This window comes from Hungatella sp. SL.1.14 (assembly GCF_024460495.1).
Classification (GTDB): Bacteria; Bacillota; Clostridia; order Lachnospirales; family Lachnospiraceae; genus Hungatella; species Hungatella hathewayi.
On the sequence record NZ_JANFYJ010000521.1, the window covers coordinates 1 to 288 of the forward strand.

General features: G+C 50.7%; 1 pseudogene. It reads right to left on the reverse strand.

Features of this window, described 5'->3' with window-relative positions:
- A pseudogene (locus NE473_RS32110) lies at window positions 1-288 on the reverse strand (hypothetical protein); the annotation flags it as partial.

Below are 288 nucleotides of genomic sequence, written 5' to 3' on the forward strand. Positions count from 1 at the left end.
GGTCCCTCAGTTCATTCAGCGGATGATTCGTGGAAATAATCGTGGACTTCGATGAATTCGGCCGCTCATTGATGCAGTAAAACAGCTGGGACGAGGTAAAGCTGTTGTTGAGCTCCGTCCCCAGGTCATCGATGATCAGTAAATCACAGTCCAGAATGTACATAAACTTCCACGGTTCATTCTGGCCGCCCTGCCACGTTCCGGTGATACTGTCATCCGGTATATAGACGCTTCCGCTGCTGTCGCTGTCGTTGTCATTGCTGCTGACCGTACGTCCCAGAACCTTAA